5 protein-coding genes are annotated in these 6520 nt (G+C 69.5%); 3 read left to right on the top strand and 2 right to left on the bottom strand.

The features are described from left to right. On the bottom strand, positions 1-511 hold a 511-nt coding region (locus AB0C12_RS08730), incomplete at its 3' end, for a HeH/LEM domain-containing protein (protein ID WP_360545683.1). Positions 512-672: 161 nt separating this feature from the next. Here AB0C12_RS08730 and AB0C12_RS08725 point away from each other — a divergent pair. After that, positions 673-2781 carry a PAS domain-containing methyl-accepting chemotaxis protein gene (locus tag AB0C12_RS08725; RefSeq protein ID WP_360545681.1) on the top strand — a complete coding sequence of 703 codons (2109 nt, stop codon included), beginning with the start codon at positions 673-675 and terminating at the stop codon, positions 2779-2781. Between the two features lie 3 nt (positions 2782-2784). Next, a complete protein-coding gene (locus AB0C12_RS08720) occupies positions 2785-4263 on the top strand; it encodes a chemotaxis protein CheW (RefSeq protein ID WP_360545679.1) in 1479 nt (492 codons plus the stop codon). A 19-nt stretch (positions 4264-4282) separates the two neighbouring features. Here the strand turns inward: AB0C12_RS08720 and AB0C12_RS08715 are convergent, their stop codons facing one another. Beyond that, positions 4283-5626, bottom strand: coding sequence for an MFS transporter (locus AB0C12_RS08715; protein ID WP_360545677.1), 1344 nt, complete (start codon positions 5624-5626; stop codon positions 4283-4285). Between the two features lie 133 nt (positions 5627-5759). Between AB0C12_RS08715 and AB0C12_RS08710 the strand changes: the two genes are divergently transcribed. Beyond that, entirely contained in the window at positions 5760-6518 is a 759-nt protein-coding gene (locus AB0C12_RS08710) for a phosphoglyceromutase (RefSeq protein ID WP_360545675.1), read from the top strand. Positions 6519-6520 lie beyond the last annotated feature (2 nt).

Below are 6520 nucleotides of genomic sequence, written 5' to 3'. Positions count from 1 at the left end.
CCGGGGTGTTCGGGGTGTCGTTGCCGGAGGTGGGGTTCTTGGCGTTCTTCGCCGTGCTCTTCTTCGTCGTGCTCTTCCTGGCCTTGGTCGCGGAGACCTCGGCCTTGATGAGCTTCTTGACGAGTTCGGGCTTCTTGAGGTCGGCGGTGTCCGTGACGCCGTGGCTACGCAGCCGGCGGCGCAGACCGTCGACCTTCATGGCGGCGATGGCGCTCTCGCTGACGTCCGGGGTGTTCGGGGTGTCGTTGCCGGAGGTGGGGTTCTTGGCGTTCTTCGCCGTGCTCTTCTTCGTCGTGCTCTTCCTGGCCTTGGTCGCGGAGACATCGGCCCTGATGAGCTTCTTGACGAGTTCGGGCTTCTTGAGATCGGCGGTGTTCTCGACGCCGTGGGTGCGCAGCTTCCGCCGCAGTTCGGCGACCTTCATCTTGGCGATGGCACCCTCCCGCACATCGGGGGTGTCGGGAGTGTCGTTACGCGCCGTCGGATTCTTGGCGGACTTGGTGGCAGCCACGCTGTTCCATCCTCTCTCAGGACATCAGGGGGTAACGTCTGCCGACTACTGCTACCCCGGCAACGCTCCGCGGACACGGAAAGCTCCGAACCGACTCAGCGGATGTGATCAGCCGCCGAACAGGGAGGCGAGAACCAACTCGGCCGACTCCAGGAGCATCGATGGCCCAGCCCGCCTCCATCCTCGCCTCGGACCCCGCCCTGCAGCGGACCGCGCTCGCCCTGCTGCTGGAGAAGCGGATCATCGCCACGATCCGCGCCCGGACCGGCGTCGTCGTCGCGGTGAACGACCAGTTCTGCGCGCTGATCGGCCGGTCGGCGGAGGACGCGGTCGGGGTCGGGCTGAGCAAACTGTGGCGGTCTCCCGGCTCGGTGATCGACAGTATGCTCGGCGCGGCCCGGGCCGGTGAGTATCCGGAACAGGTGATCGAGGTTCTCGACGACTCGGACGGTCACCGCTGGCTGCGGCTCAACTGCCGGCCGGTCGAGCCCGCGTCCGAGGCCCCGGAGCCGCCGGAGGGCCGGCTGCTCCTGGTCACCGCCTACGACATCACCGAGGACAGACGACAGCTGGCCGAGCTCAAGGGCAAGTACGCGGCCATCGACCGGGCCCAGGCCGTGATCGAGTTCGACCTCGACGGCATCATCCTCAACGCCAACGAGAACTTTCTCGCGCTGACCGGCTACGCCCTGGACGACCTGGTGGGTCAGCACCATCGGATGCTGTGCGAGCCGCGGTACGCCGAGAGCGCCGAATATCACCGCCTCTGGGAGCGGCTGCGGACCGGCGAGGTGGCGAGCGGCGAGTACAAGCGGATCGGCCGGGGTGGGCGGGAGGTGTGGATCCGCGCCACCTACAACCCGATCCTCGACCTGGACGGACGGTCGTACAAGATCGTCAAGTACGCCATGGACGTCACCGGGACCAGGCTGCGCAACGCCGAGTACGAGGGCAAGGTGGCCGCGATCGACCGGGCCCAGGCGGTGGTGGAGTTCGACCTGCAGGGCCGGATCCTGGACGCCAACCGCAACTTCCTCGACCTGATGGGCTACTCCCGGGACGAGGTCGCCGGTCAGCACCACCGGGTCTTCGTCGAGCAGGAGGAGGCGACGACCCCCGCATACCAGGCGTTCTGGGAGAAGCTGAGCCGCGGCGAGTTCTTCTCCGGTGAGTACAAGCGGATCACCAAGAGCGGCGCGGAGGTCTGGCTGCGGGCCACCTACAACCCGATCCTGGATCTGGACGGGCGGCCGGTCAAGGTGATCAAGTACGCCACCGATGTCACCGAGGACAAGCTGCGCAACGCCGAGTACCAGGGCAAGGACATGGCCATCAACCGGGCGCAGGCGGTCATCGAGTTCGACCTCGAGGGCCACATCCTGCTGGCGAACGAGAACTTCCAGCGCACCCTCGGCTACTCGGCCCGTGAACTGGTGGGCCAGCACCACAGCATGCTCTGTGACAGCGAGTACGTGACATCGGCCGAGTACCGCGACTTCTGGCTGCGGCTGCGCAAGGGCGAGTACCTCAGCGGCCGGTTCCACCGGGTCGGCAAGTTCGGCCGGGACGTGTGGATCCAGGCCACCTACAACCCGATCTACAACATGCGCGGTGAGCCGTACAAGGTGGTCAAGTACGCCCACGACATCACCGACCAGGTGCAGCTCGAGCAGTTGCTGTCGGCCAAGACCCGGGAGATGAGCGACTCGATCAACGCGCTCACCGGGTCGATCGACGAGATCACCGTCAGCGCCCAGCAGGCCAGCACGCTCGCCGGCGAGACCCAGCAGAACGCCCAGGAGGGCTACGAGGAACTGCGCAAGTCCATCGAGGCGATCGACCTGATCGAGAAGTCCTCGGACCAGATCGCCGCGATCGTCAACGTCATCGGCGAGATCGCCGGACAGACGAACCTGCTCGCGTTCAACGCCTCGATCGAGGCGGCCCGGGCCGGTGAGCACGGCGTCGGCTTCTCCGTGGTGGCCGGCGAGGTGCGGCGGCTCGCGGAACGGTCCTCCGAGGCGGCCCGGGAGATCACCCGTCTGATCACCGAGTCGACGAGCCGGGTCGGCCAGGGCGCCACGGTGTCGCACCGCGCCCAGGACGCGTTCGGGCAGATCCTGAAGAGTGTGGCCTCGACCAGCGAGTCCATCAAACAGATCGCCGCCTCGACCCAGCGCCAGCAGACCGCGTCGCGTTCGGTGCACGATCTGATCAATGACCTGATCGGTACCGATGCCGCGATGGCGCCCGAGGGATCGCGGCGCTGAGCCATGACGACCGATGCACTGTTCGGTGTTTTCCGCGCGGGTGACATCCGCGTGGCCCTGCCGCTCGACGAACTGCGCGAGGTCATCGTGCGACCGCCCCGGTTCAGCCCCCTGCCCGCCACGGCGGCCGGCCTGCTGGGGGCGGTCAACCTGCGGCACGTGGTGATCCCGGTGCTGGACCTGTGCCGGCTGGCCGGGCATGCGCAGGGCAACCCCGACGGCAAGGTGATCGTCATCGTGGTCGTCGACGACCGGCTCTTCGGACTGCTCGCCGACGAGATCGAGGGCGTCACCCGGGTGAGCTCCGGAGCGCTGCTGGAGACCACGGTGGCCGGGGGCGGCCCCGCGCTGCTCTCGCACACCTTCGAGCGACCGGAGGACGGCGAGGTGGTGTCGCTGCTGGACGCCGGGGCGATCACCCGGCTGCCGGGCGTTCCGATCGTGCGCGACACCGGTCCGCGGGGTGTGGCGATCGGGGCCGGCCGGGAGCATGCCGATGCCTCCCAGCGGACGGTGCTGCTGCTGGGGTGCGGCCCGATCGGCCTGTGCATCGAGGTGAGCCACGTCCACTCGGTGGTCCCGCGATTGACGGTGCACGCGTCGCCGCTGGGTGGTGCCACCTGCCGTGGTGTGGTGCACCTACAGGACAACGCGGTCCCGGTGGTCGACCCGCTGCGGCTGTTCGGACTGGGCAGCGTGCCCGACGACCAGAACCTACGGGGTCTGGTGCTCGCGATGCCCCGCGGCCTCGTGGTGCTGATGGTCTCCGACATCGCGGACATCATCACCGTCCCGGCCGGCGACGTGCTGCCGTTGCCCGCCGTCGGCATGCACAAGGGCGGCTTCCTCACCGGAGTGCTGCGGACGGAGCAAGGCGGTCAGCATCTGGTGCTGGACGGCGCGGCGCTGCGCGCGGACGCCGAGCTGGACGCGCTGGGCAGCCTGGGCGTCCCGCTGAAGGGGCACTCGAAGCAGGCGCCGCCGGCCACGGTGAGCCGGCCGGAGACGGAGAGTCCGGACGGTCGCCGGGTCGTCCCGAGCGTGCGCAAGTTCCTCACCTACAGCGTGGGCCGGGAGGCCGCGACGCCACTGCACCAGATCACCGAGATCCTGCCCTACCCGGCCGACATCATTCCGCTGGACAGCGGCGGGGCGCTGCTGGGCGTCTTCACTCATCGGCGGCTGTCGGTGCCGTTGCTGTCCCTGCCCACGCTGCTCGGCCTGGCCGGGCGGCCGGATCCGGCCACGGCCCGGGTGCTGCTGGTGGACACGCCGGGCGGAGAGCTGGTGGGTTTCGTGGTCCCGGGGCTGCACGCGATCGAGGAATCGGTGTGGGAGGAACCTGCCCGGGACGATTCCGGTGCGCCGGGCGCGGTGTTCCAGCACGGGCCACTGGTCAAGATCGGCACAGACGCGGCGGGTCGCCTGCTCCCGCATGTCGACCTGAAGGAGCTCGTGGCGGCCGAGCTGGTGAGCCACTAGTGCCGGCCCAAGTCGCTCACTAGTCGCGGGCCGGAACGGGGACTGTCTCCGCGGCGATAGGGGGCGGCGTGGCTTCCTCGTCGGGCCGGGCCTCTCCCGTGGACGGCGGCGGCGCCACCGGCTGCGTCGCCGCGGAAACCGCCCGGTCCCGCAGCAAGGCGGCCACCCGCCGTTCCCGGGACGGGCCCGACGCGATCTGCCCCGCCGCCACCACGATGCCGATGCCGGCGCAGCCCAGCCACAGCACCGTGCTGCCCAGATGCTCCTGCACGACGCCGCCCACGATCGGCGCCAGAGCCGATCCGGCCGACCAGGACAGCGAGCTGACCCCTTGGTAGCGCCCGCGCAGCGCGGCCGGTGAGAGCTCCGCGATCAGCGCCGAGTTCGACGGCGCCTGCAGCATCTCACCCAGCGTCCAGATCACCACCGACACCGCATACAGCGCCACGGTGCCGGCGAAGGCGTTCAGGCCGAAGCCCACGCCCAGGATCAGGGTGGCCAGGGCCAGCACGCGGGTGCGGTTGCGGCCGTCGATCAGTTTCGGGACGAAGAGCTGGCCGGCCACGATCATCAGGCCGTTGATGGCGATGACCCAGCCGAACGTGGCCGGGCTCAGGCCGTCGGCGCTCATCGCGATCGGCAGCGTCGACATGTGCTGCATGACCACCAGCACGACGAAGAAGTTGAGCAGCAGGAAGCCCACGAACACCCGGTCGCGGAAGACCGTGCCCAGGCCGGGGCCGCCGCGGGTCCGGCCCGCACCGGCCGGCCGGGCGGTGCGGGCGGGCCGGGTCTCGCTCAGGAAGATCAGGCTGATCACGGCGGTCACCAGGGTGGTGCCGGCGTCGACGACGAACAGCAGCAGATAGTCGAACTGGGCGGCGAATCCCGCCAGGATGGCCGCGCTGGCGAAGCCCAGGTTGATCGCCCAGTAGTTGAGCGAGTAGGCCCGGATCCGGTCCCGGTCCGGCACGACGTCGATCATCATGGCCTGGAACGCCGGGCGGACCCCCTCGGCGAAGACGCCCAGCAGCAGAGCCCCGGCGACCAGCTGCCAGAAGCCCTCGGCGAAACCCAGCGCGAGCATCAGGGCGGCCGTGCCGAACTGGGCGGTGAGCAGTGTCGGACGCCGGCCCCAGCGGTCGGTCAGCACCCCGCCGGCCATGGTGCCGACGGCCCCGCCCACCCCGTACGCGCCCAGCACCAGTCCGGCCTGGCTCTGGCTGAAGTGCAGGGCCTGGGTCAGGTAGATGGCCAGGTAGATCACCACGAAGGCGCCCAGGCGGTTGATCAGGGTGCCGGTCCAGAGGAACCAGAACTGTCGTGGCAGACCGCCCGTTGCCTGCTGTAACCACCCGCGCACGCTGACCCCCGTAAGCACCGCAACACTCTTACAGCCTTACAACCTACTGATCGCCGTCTGGCCGCGCAGCCGGGTTTCCACGTGGTGGTCGCCACTGAGGGTCGGCGCACGCGCCGGCCGGGGCTGCGGCAGGATGGAGGGCATGACTGTGGGGACCCTTGTGCTGCTGCGGCACGGCGAGAGTGAGTGGAACGCCAAGAACCTGTTCACCGGCTGGGTCGACGTCGACCTCACGGCCAAGGGTGAGCAGGAGGCCCGGCGGGGCGGCGAGCTGTTGAAGGAGCACGGCCTGCTGCCCGACGTGGTGCACACCAGCCTGCTGCGCCGCGCGATCCGCACCAACGAGATCGCGCTGCACGCCGCGGACCGGCACTGGATCCAGGTGCGCCGGTCGTGGCGGCTCAACGAGCGCCACTACGGCGCCCTGCAGGGCAAGGACAAGAAGCAGACCAAGGAGCAGTACGGCGAGGAGCAGTTCATGCTCTGGCGCCGCTCGTACGACACCCCGCCGCCGCCGATCGACGACAGCGACGAGTATTCGCAGTTCGCCGACCCGCGCTACGCCCAGCTGCCGCCGGAGCTCAAGCCCCGCTCCGAGTGCCTCAAGGACGTCCTCCTGCGCGCCCTGCCGTACTGGTACGACGCGATCGTGCCGGACCTGCTGGCCGGCCGGACCGTGCTGGTCACCGCGCACGGCAACTCGTTGCGCGCCATCGTCAAGCACCTCGACCAGATCTCCGACGAGGCGATCGCCGGGCTGAACATCCCGACCGGCATCCCGCTGCGCTACGACCTCGATGAGAACCTGCGTCCGGTCACCGCCGGCGGCGCCTACCTCGACCCCGAGGTCGCCAAGGAGGCCGCCGCGGCGGTCGCCAACCAGGGCCGCTGACC

Source organism: Actinoplanes sp. NPDC048967 (genome assembly GCF_040649415.1).
In the GTDB taxonomy this organism is placed as follows: Bacteria; Actinomycetota; Actinomycetes; order Mycobacteriales; family Micromonosporaceae; genus Actinoplanes.
This window is presented reverse-complemented; position numbering and strand designations above follow the sequence as displayed.